The organism is Paenibacillus phocaeensis (assembly GCF_900021165.1).
Lineage (GTDB): Bacteria > Bacillota > Bacilli > Paenibacillales > Paenibacillaceae > Fontibacillus > Fontibacillus phocaensis.
In genome coordinates this window covers 147,285-165,271 of record NZ_FCOQ01000031.1, presented here as the reverse complement: position 1 = coordinate 165,271, position 17,987 = coordinate 147,285, and the positions used below count along the sequence as shown (strand labels likewise).

Genomic DNA, 17,987 nt, shown 5'->3' with positions numbered 1-17,987 from the left:
GTTTGTCCGGTCTTTCTACCAGTCTATGGGCGGGCCCTAGCCATGTATGATAAAATATTATGTAAATAGATCAATAGATCGAAAGGAAGGGATCGCATGGACAGCTTTGTTCATCTGCACGTACATAGTGAATACAGCTTGCTGGACGGGGCAGCCCGGCTCGAAGACCTTGTCGCCAAGGCGGCGGCCTCCGGCATGAAGGCGCTGGCGCTGACGGATCACGGGGTCATGTACGGCGCGGTTCCTTTTTATAAATTGTGCAAAAAGCACGGCATCAAGCCGATCATCGGCTGCGAGGTGTACTTTACGGCAGGCTCGCGCAAGGAGCGGGGGAGCCGGCAGGACCAGCCGATCCATCACCTGATTTTGCTGGTCAAGAACGAGACCGGGTACCGCAACCTGATGAAGCTGTGCTCCATCGGCCATCTTGAAGGCTTCCATTACAAGCCGCGAATCGACTGGGACGCGCTGGAGCAGCATCGCGAAGGCTTGGTTTGCCTCAGTGCCTGCCTGGGCGGCGAGGTTCCGTTCCACCTGCTGCGCGGACACTACGAGGAAGCGAAGAAGGCGGCGCTGCGTTATCAGGCGGCGTTCGGCGAGGATTTTTACCTGGAGTTGCAGGACCATGGCATTCCCGAGCAGAAGAAAGTGAATCCGCAGCTCGTCCAGTTGGCCGGGGAAATCGGAGCGCAGCTGGTGGTGACCAATGACGCGCATTATTTGAGCAAGGAAGACGCCGAGGTGCAAGATGTGCTCATTTGCGTAGGTACGGGAAAAACGGTGGACGACGAAGACCGGCTCAAAATGCAGACCAACCAGCTCTACCTGAAAACCGCCGAGGAAATGGCCGAGTTGTTCCCGCATTTGCCGGAGGCGTATGCCAATACGGCGAAAATTGCCGAATCCTGCGAACTGGAGCTGGAGTTTGATCGGCATATTTTACCGGCATATCGTCCGATTCCGGAGGGGCAAACCGCGGGCAGCTACCTGGCGGAGTTGTGTCAGCAGGGCTTGGCCGAACGCTACGGCGGTCTGGATCTCTGGCAGGATCCAGTGGAACGGGAGCGGCTGGAGCAGCGGCTGCGTTACGAGTTGGAGGTAATCGCCAGCATGGGGTTCTCCGATTATTTCCTGATCGTTTGGGATTTTATCGCGTTCGCCCACCGGAACGGGATTGCGACCGGACCGGGACGGGGTTCCTCCGCGGGCAGCTTGGTCGCTTACGTGCTGCGCATCACCAACGTGGATCCGATCAAATACAATCTGTTGTTCGAACGGTTTTTGAACCCGGAGCGGGTGACGATGCCGGATATCGATATCGACTTCAGCGACGAGCGGCGGGATGAGGTCATTGCCTACGTGGTGGACAAATACGGGGCAGAGCATGTCGCTCAGATTATTACCTTCGGTACGATGGCGGCTCGTGCGGCGGTCCGCGATGTGGGGCGGGCATTGAATGTGCCTTTTGGTGAAGTGGACAAAGTGGCGAAGCTGATTCCCGGGTTCATAGGAATGACGATCGAGCGGGCTTTGAAGGAGATCCCGGACCTGAAAGCGATGTACGACGGTTCGGAACGGGTGAAAGGGCTGCTGGACATGGCGATGAAAGTCGAAGGCATGCCGCGGCACGCATCGACCCATGCCGCCGGTGTCGTGATTTCGCGCGATCCCCTGACCGACGCGGTCCCGCTGCAGGCGGGCAGCGAGCATACCGCGCTGACGCAATACTCGATGGAAAATCTGGAAGCGATCGGACTGCTCAAAATGGACTTTCTCGGGCTGCGCACCTTGTCCATCATCGAGCGCTGTATGAACTGGATCAAGGAGCAGACGGGCGACGCCCCCGACTTCCGGCATATCCCGGACGATGACCCGGCCACGTACGATATGCTGGGCCGCGGGGAAACGACCGGCGTATTCCAGCTTGAGTCCACGGGCATGCGGCGGGTGCTGAAGGAGCTGAAGCCGTCCGTATTCGAGGATATCATCTCCGTCAATGCGTTGTACCGGCCGGGTCCTATGGAATTCATCCCCAAATTCATCGCCAGCAAGCACGGGCAGATCGGCGTGGAATATCCGCACCGGGATCTCGAACCGATCCTGAGGGATACGTACGGCATCATCGTGTATCAGGAGCAAATTATGCAGATCGCTTCCCAGATGGCCGGCTTTTCGCTGGGCGAAGCCGATTTACTGCGGCGCGCAGTGTCCAAGAAGAAGCGCGAGGTGCTCGATGAGCAGCGAAGCCATTTTGTCGGCGGCAGCGTGGCGCAAGGCTATAGCGAAGCCGAGGCGAACGCGGTATACGACATGATCGTCCGCTTTGCCGACTACGGGTTTCCCCGGGCCCACGCGGCTGCTTACGGCGTGCTGGCCTTCCAGACGGCGTATCTCAAGGCGCATTATCCAGTGCAATTTATGGCGTCGATGCTGACCGCTGTCACCGGTAGCCACCGCAAGGTGGCGGAATACATCGTGGAGTGCCGCCGCATGGGCATCACCGTGCTGCCGCCCGATGTGAACGAGAGCAGCGTGTTGTTTACGCCGCAGGCGGGGGCGAGCGCCGGAGCCGCGGAGGCGGGTGCCAGCACGGCGGGGAGCACGGAGGCCGGCGGACTGCAGGCCGGGTCCGCCGCTGAACCCGGATCCGCACAGGAGCCGCAGAGTCTCGGCGTGATCCGCTTTGGCCTGGCCGCGATCAAAAACGTCGGGACGCAGGCGATTGAGAGTATTTTGAGAGAGCGAAAAGAGCGTCCGTTCGACAGTTTGCTCGATTTTTGCCGACGGGTGGATCTGCGTACTTGCAACAAACGGGTCATTGAGTCGCTGATTCAGGGCGGGGCGTTTGATTCCCTGCCGGGTCACCGTGCCCAACTGCTGGCGATGCTGGACGAGACGGTCGAGGCGGCCTTGAAATGGCGCAAGGAGCGGGATGACTTGCAGATCCAGCTGTTCGATTTCGTGGAGTCGCCAAATTGGGACATCGAATACCCGGATGTGCCGAAGTTTACGGCCGGGCAGCAGTTGGATTTGGAGCGCGAGCTGCTGGGCCTGTATTTGTCCGNGGCGCCGCTGCCCGGCCGGCGGGTGCGGCCGCGGCAGCGCAGGGAGCCGCGCCCGCGCCGGGCGCGCGGCGCGAACGCGAGAAGACGCCGGCGCAGCGCGTCTTCATCAAGATCACGGCCGCGGCGGAGAACGCGCGCCTGCTCGAGCGGCTCAAGCTGCTGCTGGAGCAGCATCCTGGCCCGGTCGCCACGGTGCTATTCTACGAAAGCACCGGGAAGCTCCTGGCCTTGACGGAGCGTTACAGCATCAAGCCTTCGCCGGCTTTGATCCGTGAAATGGAGCAGATGCTCGGCTCCGACACGGTCAAGATCAAATGACGGCGTTCTCTCTCTACCCGGCTCTGCACCGACTGCAGGGCCGGGTTTTATTTTGAACGCAGCGTAACGGAACCCAGAGACGTTATTTCCGCGGTATCGGTGGATCAGGCAAATTAACGGAACTGAGAGACGTTATTCTCGCACTAATCCCCCTTTTCTCCCGAATTGCGCCTAAATAAGGGCCGTGGAATCCGTTACGCCGGGAAATGACCGGGAAATAGCCGAATAACGTCGCTACGTTCCGTTAGCGCCGACCGGCCCCTCGTCCCCCGAGTCGCACAGTGCTTTAGTAAGGGGCGATCCGTCATCCCCTTCGATCAACTCCGAGCGCGCAGCGCCTGAGTAATCGCGAGTCGATCATCCTCCTCGGTCCCCTGAGCGCGCAGCGCTTTAGTAATCGCGAGTCGATCATCCTTTTCGGTCAGCCCGAGCGCACAGCGCCTGAGTAACTCGACCGGCAACTTTCCGTCAGTTTCAGACGTTCAGCCCCGCTGTCAACGCCAGGCTACCGTTCCCTCCGTCAGAATTTCCTCCCTCAGTACCACCTCAGCTGACTCCAAGCAAGCCGCCCCAGCCATGGTGACTCGGTTAACTTCAAGCTCCGTTCACGCAGTGACTTACACCCCCATGACCCGGGTTTGAGCAGCATTCTCCCCATTGTTTCAGCCGTCATGCCGAAAAATTGCAGTCCGGGTAGCCCGCGTTTAGCGCACGATGGTGACCTTCTGCTACAGGTTGCGGACAAGTTTGAACGAACATTTTTGCAGANCACCGCCCGGCCTCGCACCACCGCCCGGCCTCGCGCCCCCGCCCGGCCTCGTGCCACGCCTGGCCTCGCGCCGACGTTCGCCAACAACGGTTGTTCCGGAATCAAGGGAGGAAGATGCGTATGACTTTTGAATTGGCGGAAGCACAGCTGCTGCGCCGCGGAGTAAAGCTGGAGGAAATCGCACAAATTGTACATTCGCTGCAAACGGCGTATCATGAGGATTTGACGCTGGACCAATGCTTGGAGAGCGTCAAAGCCGTGCTGCAAAAGAGGGAAGTCCAATATACCCTGTTCACCGGAATCGCCCTCGACGAGCTGGCCGAGCAGAAGCGGCTCCCGGAGCCGCTGCAGGCGATTATGGAAGCCGACGAGCCGCTTTATGGAGTGGACGAGACGATGGCGTTGGGCATTACGAGCGTGTTCGGGATGATCGGCCTGACGAGCTTCGGTTATTTGGACAAGGTTAAACCGGAAATCATCGGCAAGCTGAATAACCAAGGCGACCGCATTCATGTTTTCCTCGATGATTTGGTAGCAGGTCTTGCCGCTGCGGCTTCTGCCCGAATTGCTCATCGGCATGAGCAGGCCGCGACTTATCCTCCCAGTTCCTCTTAAACGAAAATAAAACCCTGCCCCGCCCTCTGACGAGCTGTAGCCTGTTCGCTGCACGCAGCGCCTGGCCCTGCGGCAAATTCTTGCGCCGGGCCGCATCCGGCGCGGTTTTCCTTTTGTTGCGGGAATTTTGAAAATTATGTTATCATTACTCTATTATACGGGCTCAAAGATTAGGTTAGGGGGCTTTGAAAAGGGCATGTGGACTGTAATGTATATCGCGCCTACCGCAAAAGTTGCGGACATGATCAAGACGAAACTCACCGAAGAAGGCTTTCTCGTCCAAACACGTCCTGTTAATTTATCCAAACAGCAGTTTGAGATTTTGGTCCCCTCCGGGGAGCTGGAAGAAGTGCAAGAAGTATTGAATTCGATTTTGCATCCTTAGCAAGGGATTCGAGATTCCTAGTGCAGATAGGCCTGGAAGTGCGGGTTCATAAGGGTCGGATGGCTTTATAGACTTTTTGGAACGCCACGATAAATAAACGGCTGAAGAGGTGTAGTTGTGTTCAAAGATTTGTTTCAGAAGAAGAGGAAGTACGCGACCATTCCCTCAGGACGAACCGGAAGCGAAGAGGGCTCGCCGCAGGCAGATCGCCCGAAACGCGAAATTCCGGAAGGTTTGATGAATAAATGCGGCCGCTGCGGCGCGATTCAATACAGTAAAGAGCTGGAGAAGAATTTCATGGTGTGTCCCGCTTGCGGACACCATATGCGCCTGAACGCGTTAGAGCGGATCCGTTATACCTTTGATGAAGGCAGCTTTACAGAATACGATGCAGATCTGATCTCCGTCGATCCGCTGGAATTCCCGGGGTATGCCAGCAAGCTGGAGCAGCAAACCTTGAAGTCGGGATTGCGCGAGGCGGTCGTCACCGGCGAGGGGACGATTCAGGGCTACCCGGCCGTGGTGGCCGTGATGAGCTTTGATTTTTTCTCCGGAAGCATGGGTTCTGTGGTAGGGGAGAAAATTACGCGCGCCATCGAGGCTGCAACGGAAAAACGCCTGCCGATGATCATCTTCTCGACATCGGGCGGTGCGCGGATGCAAGAGAGCATCCTAAGCTTGATGCAGATGGCCAAGACGAGCGCGGCATTGGCCCGGTTAAGCGAACACGGCGGTCTCTATATTTCGGTCATTACGGATCCGACGACAGGCGGCGTATCGGCCAGCTTTGCCATGCTTGGCGACATTATTGTGGCCGAGCCCGGAGCCGTGTTCGGGTTTGCCGGGAGAATCGTCATCGAACAGACGATCCGTCAGAAGCTTCCGGACGATTTCCAGACGGCGGAATTCAACCTGCAGCACGGACAGCTTGATCTTGTCGTGCACCGCAAGGATATGAAGTCGACGCTGGCGAAATTGCTGGAAATGCACGGCGTGAAGGGAGGAGTATAAATGGCAGGCGAATTGCCTTTTGAGACGCCTCTTGTGAAGCTGCGCGAGAAGATTTCGGAGCTTGAGCAGTTCGGCAGCGAGAAGGGGATCGATTTTACGGAAGAAATCGCGCGTTTGGAAGAACGCTATCGTCAGTTGGAGGAAGAGATCTACAGCAGCATTTCTCCTTCGCAGAAGATGCATCTGGCCCGCCATCATCAGCGTCCGACGTCCCTGGATATGATCGGCCTGATCTTCGAGGATTTCATCGAGCTCCACGGGGACCGGGTTTTTGGCGACGACCTGGCAGTCGTTGGCGGACTGGCCAAGCTTGGCGGCGTGCCGGTCACGGTCATTGGGCAGCAGCGGGGCAAGGATACGAAGGACAATATCGCCCGCTTCTTCGGCAGCGCGCATCCGGAAGGCTTCCGCAAAGCGCTGCGGCTGATGCAGCAGGCGGACAAGTTCCGGCGGCCGATCATCACCTTCATCGATACGAAGGGCGCTTATCCGGGCATTACGGCGGAGGAGCGCGGCCAGTCGGAAGCGATTGCCCGGAATCTGAGGGATATGTCGATGCTGCGGGTTCCCGTAGTTTGCGTGGTTCTTGGCGAAGGCGGAAGCGGCGGCGCGCTTGCGCTTGGCGTCGGGAACCGCGTGTTGATGCTGGAGAACGCTATCTATTCGGTCATTTCGCCCAATGGAGCCGCCTCCATCCTCTGGAAGGATGCCTCCAAGGCCGATCAAGCGGCGGAAGCGATGAAGATTACGGCTCAGGATCTCTTGGAGATGGGCGTCATCGAAGAGATCGTTCCCGAGCCGCGCGGCGGCGCGCACCGGGATTACGAATCGACAGCGGAAGCGATCAAAGATTCGCTGCTCCGTCATTTGGAGGAGTTGTCCAACCTGCATCCGGATGAGCTGGTGGAAGACCGGTACCGGAAATTCCGCAAGATCGGTGAGTTTCAGGTGGCCGGCAAGGCGGCGGCGCCAGCGCCGACAGCAGCGGAAGGCATGGCTGAAGTTGCCGGAAGAATCGAGGACGAGACGCCTTCGGACGCGTCGGACGAATCGGCTGCGGCTGCAGAGACTCAGACCGCCGAGCAAAGTTAAAGCTCCAAAGCGATAACCTTACGGGGAGCCCACCGGGACCTGCGGCAAGGTTATTTTCGCTGTGTCCGGGGAATACTGGAAATTTAGGCGCCTGAAATGGGCGTGGTAGAACGGTTTACTACGCATGCATTGAAGGCATATTCGTTACAATATGATAAACTTCCTATACAAATCGACAAAACTATAGTAAATTTAGTTGTTGGAAAAGATTATATAGAGAGAACTATTTTAAACGGAGGAAACCCAAATGCGCAAAACAAAAATCGTATGTACTATCGGTCCTTCTAGTGAATCGTTAGAGAACATCAAGAAGCTGATGATGGCCGGAATGAACGTCGCTCGCCTGAACTTCTCCCACGGGGATTTCGAGGAGCATGGCAACCGGATCAAGACGATCCGTCAAGCGAGCGCGGAGCTGGGGAAATCAATCGCCATACTGTTGGACACCAAAGGTCCTGAAATCCGTACCGGCAAGTTGAAAGAAGAGCCGATCGAGCTGGTACAGGACGAGTTCCTGACCTTGACGACCGAAGAAATTCTCGGCGACAAGGGACGGATCTCCATTACGTACAAAGAGCTTCCCGGAGATGTGGAAGTCGGTTCGACGATTCTGATTGACGACGGTCTGATCGGTTTGACGGTCGTTGAGATTCAAGGTACGGAAATCAAATGCCGCATCGTCAATGGCGGTACCATTAAGAGCAAAAAAGGCGTTAACGTACCCGGCGTAAATATTTCCCTGCCAGGCATCACCGAGAAAGACGCTAACGACATCAAGTTCGGGATCGAGCAAGGCATCGATTTTATTGCGGCTTCCTTCGTTCGTAAAGCGAGCGACGTGCTTGAAATTCGTCAATTGCTGGAGCAACACAACGCAACTCATATCCAAATTATTTCTAAAATCGAGAACCAGCAAGGCGTGGACAACCTGGATGAAATCCTGGAAGTCTCCGACGGCCTGATGGTTGCCCGCGGCGACCTCGGTGTAGAAATTCCTGCGGAAGACGTGCCGCTCGTACAGAAGAAGATGATCGAGAAATGTAACCGCGTTGGCAAACCGGTTATTACGGCAACGCAAATGCTCGATTCCATGCAGCGCAACCCTAGACCGACCCGTGCAGAAGCGAGTGACGTAGCGAACGCGATCTTCGACGGTACGGATGCGATCATGCTCTCCGGCGAAACGGCTGCCGGGAAATATCCGGTGGAATCGGTTCTGACGATGTCCCGCATCGCAGAGAAAGCGGAATCCGCTTTGGAATACCGCGAAATCTTCGTGAAGCAAAGCAACGCGCAACAAACGACCGTAACCGAAGCGATCAGCCAAGCGGTGGCCAACTCGGCGCTGGAGCTGAATGCGAAAGCGATCATTACTTCGACGGAAACCGGTTATACGGCTCGGATGGTGTCCAAATACCGTCCGAAAGCGCCGATCATCGCCGTGACAACCGAAGACCAAACTTTGCGCCGTCTGGCTCTGAACTGGGGCGTTACGCCGGTGAAAGGCGCTACGGCCAGCACGACGGACGAAATGTTCGACAAGGCGATGAAGGGTGGCCTGGATTCCGGGCTGGTGAAGGAAGGCGATCTTGTCGTGATTACGGCAGGGGTCCCTCTCGGCCGTTCCGGTTCGACCAACCTGGTGAAGATCGGTCAAATTCGCAAGTAGTCGCAAGGCTCATATAGATCCGTGATCAGTTACACAAAAAGGCAATGGGGCCCGGTCGGGACCATTGCTTTTTTTGCCTCCAATTGAATGAAGCCTTACGATAAAATAAAGGAATATCCGGAAAGGAGCGGAGCACGTGTACGTATGCGAAGTGGCCATTGAGCCGAAATATTCGGAATTCGATATGATGGGGATTATTTACCACGCTCATTATCTGGAGTGGTTTGAGCTGGGAAGGCTGCAGTTGAGCCGAAATCTGGGCTTCGATTATCTGGAGATGGAGCGGGCGGGTTATATCTCGCCGGTCCACGAAATGAAGGTAGAGTACAAACGCGGCATCCGTTACGGTGAAACCGTGCTGCTGAAGACGCGGGTGATCGAGAACAGCGGGGTCAAAACGGCCTACGGATACGAGGTGTTCAATGGGGAAGGCACGTTGTGCGTAGAAGGTTCTTCCTCCCATTATGTTGTTCGCCGCGAGGACTTCAAGCCAGTGCAGTTCAAGAAGGTGTTCCCGGAATGGTATGCGGCGCTGGAGATAGCCCGAAAACCGTAAATTTTGCTAATCCGGCGCAGAGGCGGTAAAATACAAGTACAGGAATGGATAAAGGAGTCCTGATATGCGTAAATGGATAGCCGCTCTCATCGTGTTGATTCCGATCGTAGAGTTTTGGGGGTATATGTATGTCGGCGAACGGCTGGGAGTCGGCAAAACGATCTTTCTGACGCTGGCGACCTCGGTCATCGGCGGGTTGATGATGCAATTTGAAGGCCGCAAGGTGCTGGCGGATGCCAAAGCCCAAATGAGCGGCGGACAAATTCCGGGACGCATGGTCCTGGATGGACTATGCGTGTTTGCCGGCGGGATGCTGCTGCTGATCCCGGGCTTCATCACCGATATCATCGGATTTACGATGGTGTTCCCGCTGACGCGCGTGTTGTATCGGATCCCGCTTTTGAAATGGGTCAGCAAGAAGATGAAGGACGGGACGATCACGTACTTTCGTCGGTAAACGCCGTCCGAACTTATCAAGAAAGGCATCTCGTCTCGAAAGGCGGGATGCCCTTTTTTCAAATTAAACCGCATTTATCTCAATCGACCATGCAGGATATAGTTCCGCAAATCGCGGACAACCCCGGCGCGGACAGCCGCGCCCAGGATAACCAGCGTGACCGGACCGATAATCAGCCCTAACACGCCAAACAGCTTGAGACCCACGAACATGGCGATCAAGGTGGGCAAGGGATCCAGCCCTACGCTGCTGGCTAGGACTTTAGGTTCAATCAGTTGGCGAGCCAGCAGGATCACGCCGTACAATACGGCGAGCCCGATCCCCAAGGTGACGTCGCCGGTGGCGAACGCATAGATCAGCCAGGGAATCATCACGGTACCCACCCCTAAATAGGGCAATAAATCGACGAGTCCGATCAGCAGTGCATAAGTAAAGGCGGAATCGACACCTAAAATTAATAATCCCAGCAGGACGATAAACGCAGTGATCGAGATCATGATGAACTGCGCACGCAGATAACCGGACAACGCCCGTTGCAGGTCGCGCCAAATCGCGCCGACCGTCTTGCGAAACGGAGCGGGGATGGAGGCAGCCAAGAACCGCATATCCCGTTCCCAATGATTGCTGATAAAGAAGGTCGCCAGCAGGATCACGCCGAGAATAACGCCTAAGTTAGGGAGGGAGGAGAGTAAAGTAACGATGGTTTCCAGCACGTTATTAACCAGGTGCGAGACAAACGAGCCTACCTTCTCAGCGGTATTATCGATATTTTTGTGAATCGTATTCTCGTAACCGGGGTTATCGGCGATAAATCGGTTGATTTCGGTAATGATCGATTGAATGCCCTCGCTTTGCGTCCACGAGACAAACAGATTTCTCCATTCGGCGATCCTGAGATCAAAGGATTCGGCTAAATGGATCAGCTCCTTGACAAGACGCGTTAACGCTGCGGACACGATGATTCCCGCACTTCCAAAATAAATGAACAGCGAGAGCGTCACGGCCAGCCATTTTGGCGCTCGCAGGCTCTTCTGGAGCCAAAGGACAAACGGATTCATCGCGTAGGAGATCAGCCAGGCGATCAGAAACGGATAGACGAGCGGGAGCAGCCAGAAGATCGCCAGAATGGAGCCGATAAGGACGACGCATATCCAGCTGCCCCGCAGCATGCGCTTGACGATCACGTGATCCATGTGGCATTCTCCTTTTACTAAGTAACATGTCCTAGTTCTACTCTATTATTTGTCCGGCGCGAGTATTCCGCCCCGTGCATTTTTTGATTTATGTGATATAATTCATTGCACAACTGCAATCGTTTACAAAATTTCTTTATAGTTGTGATAAAATCATTTAATGTACCCGGTCGTGCTGAAGCGGTTCCCATGTTTTCGGAAATCCAGTATGATGAAGAAGTAAGCGGTGGGGCTATGTTTCTGCAATGCTAGGCCACTTGTTGGCTAACTTCGAAAATTTAAAACTTTCAATTTTGAAAATGTTTTCAGGGGCTTGTTTGCTCACAAAATGTTAACAAAGGAGAGATGGTTCATGACAGCTACGAAAGGCCTGGAAGGCATTGTTGCGGCAACCTCTTCGATCAGCTCCATTCATGATGGCGTGCTCGCCTATCGTGGAATTAATATCGACGAATTGGCGGAACGTGCGAGTTTTGAAGAAACGGCTTACTTGTTATGGTACGGCAGATTGCCCAATCAAGCTGAGCTGGAGAAGTTGCAGCGGCAATTGAGCGATTACGCCGCGGTTCCTGGAGCGGTCCTTGAACAGATGAAGCTGTATCCGTCGACTGCCAACACGATGGCAGTGCTTCGTACTGCCGTATCGGCTCTTGCTTTGTATGATGAGAACGCCAATGACAACTCCCGTGAAAGCAACCAATTGAAGGCGATTAAGCTTCAAACCCAGATCCCTACCCTGATTGCCGCATTTGCCCGCATTCGGGAGGGCAAGGAACCGGTCGCTCCGCTTAAGGACGTATCGGTCGCGCACAATTTCTTGTATATGCTGACCGGCGAGGAACCGGATCCGATCGCGATCCGCGCTTTGGATCAGGCGCTGGTGCTGCACGCCGACCATGAGCTGAACGCCTCGACGTTCTCCGCGCGCGTAACGATTGCGACGTTGTCCGATATTTACTCCGGAGTCACCTCCGCGATTGGGACCTTGAAGGGGCCGCTGCACGGCGGTGCTAATGAAGCGGTGATGAATATGCTGGCCGAGATCGGCACGCTGGAGCAAGCGGAACCGTATATTCAGAAGAAGCTGGCGAACAAGGAGAAAATCATGGGCTTCGGCCACCGCGTATACAAGAACGGCGATCCGCGCGCCAAACATCTGCAGAATATGTCGCGTCAGTTGAGCATTCTGAAGGGCGATTCCACCTTGTACGATATTTCCGTCAAAGTGGAGCAGCTCGTCACCGGTCAGAAAGGGCTGAAGCCCAACGTGGACTTTTATTCCGCTTCGGTCTATACGATGCTGGGCATTCCGCGGGATTTGTTTACGCCGATTTTTGCCATCAGCCGGTTGTCCGGATGGACGGCGCATATTCTGGAACAGCTGGAGGATAACCGCTTGATCCGTCCGCGTGCGGAATATACGGGCGTCACGAATCAGAAGTACATTCCTATCGAATTAAGATAAGCAGCCCTGCGGGAGCTCCAAGGAACATTGTGGTAAAATGGAGACCGTGAGATGTAGCAAACAGATTGAAGGAGGAAACCGTAAACATGTTGAAACTCGAGAAGTTCGCTCTTCCAACGGAAGGTGACAAAATTACGATTCAAGACGGGAAGCTTCAGGTGCCTAACCACCCTGTCATTCCTTTTATCGAAGGCGATGGTACCGGCCGCGATATTTGGAAAGCATCGAAACGGGTATTGGACGCCGCCGTGGAGAAAGCCTACGGCGGCGAGAAGCAAATCGCCTGGTATGAAGTGTTCGCCGGCGAGAAGGCCTTCAATACATACGGGGAGTGGCTGCCAGCCGATACGCTGACGGCTATCCGCGAATATATTGTGGCCATTAAGGGACCGTTGACCACGCCGATCGGCGGCGGCATCCGTTCGCTGAACGTAGCGCTTCGTCAAGAGCTGGACCTGTATGTCTGCCTTCGTCCGGTCCGCTATTTCCAAGGCGTGCCTTCTCCGGTGAAACGTCCGGAACTTGTGGATATGGTGATTTTCCGCGAGAATACCGAGGACATTTATGCCGGCATCGAATATAAGGAAGGCTCCGAGGAAGTGAAGAAGGTGCTGTCCTTCCTGCAGAACGAAATGGGCGTCAAGAAAATCCGCTTCCCGGAAACGTCCGGCATCGGCATTAAGCCGGTATCGGAAGAAGGATCGAAACGCCTCGTGCGCGCGGCGGTCGAATATGCGATCAAGCATGGCCGCAAGAGCGTTACGCTGGTGCATAAAGGCAATATCATGAAATTTACCGAAGGCGCGTTCAAAAACTGGGGTTATGAGGTTGCGGAAGCAGAATTCGGCGATAAGGTGTTCACTTGGGCCGAATACGACCGGATCAAGGAACAATCCGGTGCGGATGCAGCCAACCAGGCACAGAAAGCGGCGGAAGCCGAAGGCAAAATCATCATTAAGGACGCGATCGCCGATATCGCGCTGCAGCAAGTGTTGACGCGGCCAACGGACTTCGACGTCATCGCTACGCTGAACCTGAACGGCGACTACTTGTCCGACGCTTTGGCAGCGCAAGTTGGGGGCATCGGCATCGCGCCGGGCGCCAACATCAACTACGTGACCGGGCATGCGATCTTCGAAGCAACACACGGTACGGCTCCGAAGTATGCCGACCTCGACGTGGTGAATCCGGGTTCCGTGATTTTGTCCGGCGTTATGATGCTGGAGCATCTGGGCTGGCAAGAAGCGGCGGACCTGATCTATAAAGGTTTGGAGACCTCGATTAACAACAAGACGGTCACATACGACTTCGCTCGTCTGATGGATGGCGCAACGGAAGTGAAATGCTCCGAGTTCGCCGATCATGTCATCAAGAACATGTAATCGCTAATTCTAACCTTTTCATAGGCAACCTCCGTTTCTGTACACCCTCCCTAGCGTTTCGTTAGGGAGGCTTTTTTTGGCGCGATAAGGAGCAGGGCAAAAGCGGGAAATGATTGCGAGCAACAGCGATCGTAGGAACATTTCCTAGCGTTGCCCCACTCCTTATCAGTTGCTTTACTTAGGCCCGCCCTGATCAGACATTTCTTTTATTTCCATCCAAAGTGAGAATAGATTATAATAAATGTAATTGACGCGGAAAGGGTGGTTATGTTAATGTATCAAGTCATGTTATTCCTACATATTATTGGCGCGTTGGCACTCGGCTTCTATCTGGTTCTTCCGTTTGTGCTTGGCCGGATCGGCAAGTTGTCGCTGGCAGCCCAGGAAGGAACGGTATCGGCCGTAATCTCGCTGAACCGATTCGCCCAAATCGGGCTGATCGTCCAACTGCTGACGGGGGGCTATCTGATCGGTCAAGGCGATTACTCCGTGCCTTGGATGATCCTCATTGTCATCTTGTTTTTGGCGATTGGTGCGTTTAGCGGCATCCTGGCGAAACCGCTCCGTTTGGCACAGGAAGGGATTCGCCAGAACAAAACCGTAACGGCGGAGGAAGGGAAGCTTCGGACGTTAAGCGCCCTGTTATCGGTGACGGTATTGCTGATTTCGTTCTTTATGGTGTTCAGCACCATTATCTAATCGGAGCTATGCATCCCAAAGAAAGCCTGCCGGCGAGTAAGCCGGCAGGCTTTCTTTGTTGCTGCGCCGGGAATCGGCGCTGGCGCCTTGCTAGGAAGGATTTGAGTCCTCTTTCTTTAATTCATCCAGGTGGGTAAACATTAATTTCAAAATATCGAGCGCCAGTTGTTTTTCTTTCGGCGATCGATTCATCATGATCTGTTGGATCTGCTCCATAAAATGATCTTCGCTGATCTCAATCGAGTCGTGGAGCAAATAATCAACGGTCACGCCCAATTGATTCGCCAGTTTGACGAGTGTTTCCAGGGACAAGCTGCGCTCTCCCCGTTCGATTTGTCCTATGTATGCGTCCGAAACTTCGATGCGTTCGGCGAGTTTTTCCTGGGTCAAGTGCATTTTATGCCGTTCTTGACGCAGCCTTTTCCCCAATGCCTCGTAATCCATAACACCCCTCCTGTATTTACCTTAGTGAGAACCCGGAGGAAAGATAATAAACTACAGGTTTTGTTTGTATTTACTGAAAGTACGAATTGGGTTATTATGGTATCATAGGATTTACTGAAATGGTTCAATTGTTTATAATAACCAATTTTAAGGAGATCATGTATGCTTTCCGAATCTACTTCAGTTTCAATCATCATTACGGTTAAGAACAACGGAATCGATCTGTACACTACGATGGAATCGCTGAAAGTGTCGCACACGACATTTCCCTATGAAGTCATTATCGTAGATGAAGGCTCTATAGACGGATGCTGTGATTTTTTGATGAATTATCGGTTTGATCGGCCTCTTAAACGGGTCAAGGGCGAGCCGGGGATATCGGCCCGCAATATTGGCGCTGCACATGCCAGCGGCCATTATTTGATCTTCTGCGAAACTCATTTATATTATGATGACGGATGGATGGAGCAACTGCTGGAGCCGCTTATGCAGGGACAAGCCGACGGTGTGTCGCCTGCTTTTGCCAAGAGTGAACACTCCCCTGCCCCAGTGGCAAAGGAAGTCGGCGGGTTGGTTCGCTCGGTGCGCGCCTACCCGGTACGGGGAGCCGGTCAGAATGAAATCCCGTGGTTGTCCTGGGAATGCTTTGCGGTCCGGCGCGATGCGTTTCAGGCTATGGGAGGGATGGAAGACGGCTTGATCGGCAAGGACCTGGAGACGGCGGAATTTTCCTTAAGATTGTGGCTGCAGGGCGGAATCTGCCGCTATGTTCCGGAAGTGACCTTGACTCAGGTGTTCCGGCAGAATTTCCCTTGTGATAACAGTAGGGAACAGTGGGGCGCGGACTTGATGACCTTGGCTTATTTGCATTTCAGCGAGGAAGGGGTATCCGCCTGCCGCGAACAAGTTCGGCGCGAGTATCAGGGCGAGCCGGTGAATGAAGCGAAGTTAAGTGAATGGACCGCGGCACGGAGAGCGAAATACGCCTTGCTTCGCAAGCATGACGAGCAGTGGTTTTTCGACCGCTTCGGGATACATTGGGAGCAATGGGCGAATAAGGGATAAGCTGGGTCAGCCGGGCTATCCTAATAGGGGAGAAAACAATGAGGATATTTCACTCTCATTCCACGATCACCCTAAGGAGGATCAGCCATGGCAGGAAATGGACAAGCGAAGCAAACCTTGCCGCCCCAGCATCAAAACCATCAACCCGGCGTCGAAGCAGAGATGCATCCGCGCCCGGTCTATGAAGGAGATTACAAGGCGGCCGGCAAGCTGACGGGCAAGGTAGCGCTCATCACCGGCGGGGACAGCGGCATCGGACGTGCTGTAGCCGTAGCCTACGCGAAGGAAGGGGCCGATGTAGCGATCGTATACTTGAACGAGCACGACGATGCGAAGGTGACCCGGCAGGAGGTGGAGCAGGAAGGGCGCAAATGCTTGCTAATCGCAGGCGATGTCGGCGACGAGGCGTTTGCCGGGCAGGCGGTACAGCAGACCGTGCAGGAGCTGGGGCGTCTGGATATTCTGGTTAACAATGCGGCGGAACAGCATCCGCAGCCGGATATAACAGCGATTACGGCAGCTCAGCTGGAGAAGACGTTTCGGACCAATCTCTTCTCTATGTTTTATTTGACCCAAGCTGCGATGCCGCATTTGCGCCAAGGCAGCGCGATTATCAATACAGCCTCGGTGACGGCCTATAAGGGCAACCCGCAGCTGATCGATTATTCGGCGACGAAAGGGGCTATCGTCAGCTTCACCCGGGCGTTGTCGATGAACATTGTCGGGAGCAAGGGCATTCGGGTGAATGCCGTAGCGCCGGGGCCGATTTGGACACCGCTGATCCCGTCAACGTTCAATGAGAAGCAGGTGTCCGAATTCGGAGGAACGACGCCGATGCAGCGTCCCGGCCAACCGGAGGAGCTGGCCCCGGCTTACGTGTTCCTCGCCTCCGATGACTCGTCTTATATGAGCGGTCAGGTCTTGCATATCAACGGCGGAGAGATTGTGAACGGCTAGCATGAGGAGCCGCAGCGGGATCCGCCCCGAAAATCGTAGAACCCCCAGTTTCCGGCGGTGCCGGGCGAACTGGGGGTTCTCTGTTTCAAATAACTCTCTATCTGTCTTCTATGCGCTCCGACTCGGACAATTCATCCAGCGTCATTTCAAAGCTTGGGGCCAGGTGTTCCAAAAAATAGTCGACCTCCGGAAGTTGCAGCCGCTGCAATTTGTCCAGGAGCTGCGTCTTCGCAACGGCAAATTCACGGTTGCCGGAGGTGAGCTCCCAGGCGCATTTCAAGTAGGCGTCCAGGCTGTCCGCGGCTTTAACATACACCCTCAATGCGGTGTCCTCGGGCGAATCCGCAGTTTGGCCGGGCGAGAGCAGCGGGGCATACGCGTCTTCAAGGTCTGGCGGAACCATGGAGAGCAGGCGTTCTGCGGCGATCGCCTCCATTTCCCGGAAGCTGGACAGCAGCCGCGGATTATGATGCTTGACCGGCGTAGGGATGTCGCCCGTGAACACTTCGGTCGCGTCGTGGAACAGAGCCAGCGTTGCCGCGCGTTCGGCGTTCAACCGGCGCTCGTATTTAGCGTTTCCAATTTCGCACAGCAGATGGGCCAGCAGCGCAACGTGAAACGAATGCTCGGCCACATTTTCCGCAGCGGTGCTGCGCATCAGGCTCCAGCGGCGGATCGAGCGCAGGCGGTACAGATAAGCAGGAAAATGGTAGCTCATCAATGATAAACCTCGCTTCATATAGAGTGGATTTTGGACAGAAAATGTCAACCGAAACTAGTTCTTATGTTATTATAAGTCTGAAGAATGCGATATGGCTAATGAGGCGACAAGGCTTTGCTTTTTT

General features: G+C 54.8%; 16 protein-coding genes. 13 read left to right on the top strand and 3 right to left on the bottom strand.

Features of this window, described 5'->3' with window-relative positions:
* Positions 1–96: 96 nt before the first annotated feature.
* The 8 genes from BN3795_RS20300 to BN3795_RS20265 all read left to right on the top strand — a co-directional run bounded on the left by BN3795_RS20300 (position 97) and on the right by BN3795_RS20265 (position 9,937).
* Positions 97–3,297 carry a DNA polymerase III subunit alpha gene (locus BN3795_RS20300; protein WP_110945274.1) on the top strand — a complete coding sequence of 1,067 codons (3,201 nt, stop codon included), beginning with the start codon at positions 97–99 and terminating at the stop codon, positions 3,295–3,297.
* A 975-nt stretch (positions 3,298–4,272) separates the two neighbouring features.
* On the top strand, positions 4,273–4,767 hold the full coding sequence (locus BN3795_RS20295; protein WP_068786513.1) for a phosphatidylglycerophosphatase A family protein: 495 nt from the start codon (positions 4,273–4,275) through the stop codon (positions 4,765–4,767).
* A 196-nt stretch (positions 4,768–4,963) separates the two neighbouring features.
* A complete protein-coding gene (locus tag BN3795_RS20290) occupies positions 4,964–5,152 on the top strand; it encodes a hypothetical protein (RefSeq protein ID WP_036624401.1) in 189 nt (62 codons plus the stop codon).
* Positions 5,153–5,269: 117 nt separating this feature from the next.
* Positions 5,270–6,163, top strand: coding sequence for an acetyl-CoA carboxylase, carboxyltransferase subunit beta (accD, locus tag BN3795_RS20285; protein ID WP_068786512.1), 894 nt, complete (start codon positions 5,270–5,272; stop codon positions 6,161–6,163).
* Entirely contained in the window at positions 6,164–7,255 is a 1,092-nt protein-coding gene (locus tag BN3795_RS20280; protein WP_068786511.1) for an acetyl-CoA carboxylase carboxyltransferase subunit alpha, read from the top strand.
* 247 nt (positions 7,256–7,502) lie between these two features.
* Positions 7,503–8,924, top strand: a complete 1,422-nt coding sequence (pyk, locus tag BN3795_RS20275) for a pyruvate kinase (protein WP_068786510.1) — start codon at positions 7,503–7,505, stop codon at positions 8,922–8,924.
* A 136-nt stretch (positions 8,925–9,060) separates the two neighbouring features.
* The gene (locus BN3795_RS20270) at positions 9,061–9,480 is read left to right on the top strand and encodes an acyl-CoA thioesterase (protein WP_068786509.1); all 420 of its coding nucleotides are present in this window, start codon (positions 9,061–9,063) and stop codon (positions 9,478–9,480) included.
* A 64-nt stretch (positions 9,481–9,544) separates the two neighbouring features.
* Positions 9,545–9,937: an FxsA family protein gene (locus tag BN3795_RS20265; protein ID WP_059046071.1), complete on the top strand. Its 393-nt coding sequence runs from the start codon at positions 9,545–9,547 to the stop codon at positions 9,935–9,937.
* Between the two features lie 74 nt (positions 9,938–10,011).
* On the opposite strand, the gene ytvI is transcribed toward BN3795_RS20265, so the two are convergent.
* Complete coding sequence (gene ytvI / locus BN3795_RS20260; RefSeq protein WP_068786508.1) at positions 10,012–11,130, bottom strand: sporulation integral membrane protein YtvI; 1,119 nt, start codon at positions 11,128–11,130, stop codon at positions 10,012–10,014.
* Positions 11,131–11,482: 352 nt separating this feature from the next.
* On the opposite strand from ytvI, the gene citZ reads away from it, so the two are divergent.
* From citZ to BN3795_RS20245, 3 genes are all read left to right on the top strand, one after another.
* The gene (citZ, locus tag BN3795_RS20255) at positions 11,483–12,595 is read left to right on the top strand and encodes a citrate synthase (RefSeq protein ID WP_068786507.1); all 1,113 of its coding nucleotides are present in this window, start codon (positions 11,483–11,485) and stop codon (positions 12,593–12,595) included.
* 86 nt (positions 12,596–12,681) lie between these two features.
* On the top strand, positions 12,682–13,977 hold the full coding sequence (icd, locus tag BN3795_RS20250; RefSeq protein WP_068786506.1) for an NADP-dependent isocitrate dehydrogenase: 1,296 nt from the start codon (positions 12,682–12,684) through the stop codon (positions 13,975–13,977).
* Positions 13,978–14,250: 273 nt separating this feature from the next.
* The gene (locus tag BN3795_RS20245; RefSeq protein ID WP_068786505.1) at positions 14,251–14,676 is read left to right on the top strand and encodes a hypothetical protein; all 426 of its coding nucleotides are present in this window, start codon (positions 14,251–14,253) and stop codon (positions 14,674–14,676) included.
* Positions 14,677–14,766: 90 nt separating this feature from the next.
* On the opposite strand, the gene BN3795_RS20240 is transcribed toward BN3795_RS20245, so the two are convergent.
* Positions 14,767–15,120, bottom strand: a complete 354-nt coding sequence (locus BN3795_RS20240; protein ID WP_068786504.1) for a helix-turn-helix domain-containing protein — start codon at positions 15,118–15,120, stop codon at positions 14,767–14,769.
* A gap of 162 nt (positions 15,121–15,282) precedes the next feature.
* Here BN3795_RS20240 and BN3795_RS20235 point away from each other — a divergent pair, with 162 nt between their 5' ends.
* Both BN3795_RS20235 and BN3795_RS20230 read left to right on the top strand, forming a co-directional pair.
* Complete coding sequence (locus BN3795_RS20235; protein ID WP_068786503.1) at positions 15,283–16,185, top strand: glycosyltransferase family 2 protein; 903 nt, start codon at positions 15,283–15,285, stop codon at positions 16,183–16,185.
* Between the two features lie 87 nt (positions 16,186–16,272).
* A complete protein-coding gene (locus BN3795_RS20230) occupies positions 16,273–17,142 on the top strand; it encodes an SDR family oxidoreductase (RefSeq protein ID WP_068786502.1) in 870 nt (289 codons plus the stop codon).
* Between the two features lie 97 nt (positions 17,143–17,239).
* Here the strand turns inward: BN3795_RS20230 and yfbR are convergent, their stop codons facing one another.
* Positions 17,240–17,860, bottom strand: a complete 621-nt coding sequence (gene yfbR / locus BN3795_RS20225) for a 5'-deoxynucleotidase (RefSeq protein ID WP_068786501.1) — start codon at positions 17,858–17,860, stop codon at positions 17,240–17,242.
* Between the last annotated feature and the right edge of the window lie 127 nt (positions 17,861–17,987).